This is a genomic window from Rhizobium sp. ZW T2_16, assembly GCF_044987325.1.
GTDB lineage: Bacteria > Pseudomonadota > Alphaproteobacteria > Rhizobiales > Rhizobiaceae > Neorhizobium > Neorhizobium cellulosilyticum.
Genome location: NZ_JBJDRG010000064.1, coordinates 1 through 1,202, shown reverse-complemented (window position 1 = coordinate 1,202; position 1,202 = coordinate 1). Strand labels below are relative to the sequence as shown.

1 protein-coding gene is annotated in these 1,202 nt (G+C 61.6%); it reads left to right on the top strand.

Features of this window, described 5'->3' with window-relative positions:
• Nucleotides 1-1,137, top strand: a 1,137-nt coding sequence (locus tag ACI3K0_RS30720) for an IS256 family transposase (RefSeq protein ID WP_404946982.1), incomplete at its 5' end; no start/stop codon positions are given.
• Nucleotides 1,138-1,202 lie beyond the last annotated feature (65 nt).

The following is a 1,202-nucleotide window of genomic DNA, read 5'->3' as shown; positions in this document are numbered from 1 at the left end:
CTGCGCGAGATGATCGGCTTTGCTGCCGAGAAGCTGATGGCGCTGGAGGTCGGCACGAAGACCGGTGCGGGCTATGGCGAGAAGAATGGCTTCCGACTGGCCCAGCGTAACGGCTATCGCGACCGGGATTGGGAGACACGGGCGGGCACCGTCGAGCTGCGTATTCCCAAGCTTCGTACTGGCAGCTATTTCCCGAGCTTCCTGGAGCCGCGCCGGATGGCGGAGAAGGCTCTGACGGCTGTCATTCAGGAGGCTTACATCCAGGGTGTTTCGACCCGCTCGGTTGACGACCTCGTTAAGGCCATGGGCATGTCGGGCATTTCCAAGAGCCAGGTCTCCCGGCTGTGCGAGGAGATCGACGAGAAGGTGAAGGCCTTTCTCGACCGGCCCATCGAAGGCGAATGGCCCTACCTCTGGATTGACGCGACGTATTTGAAGGTCCGGCGTGGCGGGCGCATCGTCTCTGTTGCAGTCATCATTGCCGTCGGCGTCAACACCGACGGCCGACGCGAAGTGCTCGGCATGGAGATCGGCACGTCCGAGGCCGAGGCGATCTGGACCGAGTTTCTTCGAAAGCTGACCAGGCGGGGTCTGCGTGGCGTCAAGCTCGCCGTCTCAGATGCGCATGAGGGCATCAAAGCCGCAGTATCGAAGGTGCTCTGCGCCACCTGGCAGCGCTGCAGGGTCCATTTCATGCGCAATGCCTTGGCCCATGCTGGAAAGAGCGGACGGCGGGTCGTCTCCGCCTTCATTGCCACGGCCTTTGCTCAAGACACGCCGGAGGCGGCAAGCACTCAGTGGCGCAACGTCGCCGACCAGATCAGGCCAAAGGTCCCGAAGCTCGCCAGTCTCATGGACAACGCTGAGCAAGACGTACTCGCCTACATGACCTTTCCCAAACAGCATTGGGCCAAACTTCACTCGACCAACCCCATCGAGCGATTGAACGGCGAGATCAAGCGGCGGACCGAGGTCGTCGGCATCTTCCCCAACGACGACGCTATCGTGCGCCTGGTCGGTGCGCTGCTGCTGGAACAGAACGATGAATGGGCCGTCCAGCGATCTCGCTACATGACCCTTGAGACAATCGCTACGATGAGCGATGATCCACTCATCAGCCTGCCAGCAGCAAGCTGACACTCATCCGGCCCTCTGGGATGAGCCGTGGCCGTCTAAGCTACACCACTCCCTGGGACACGATC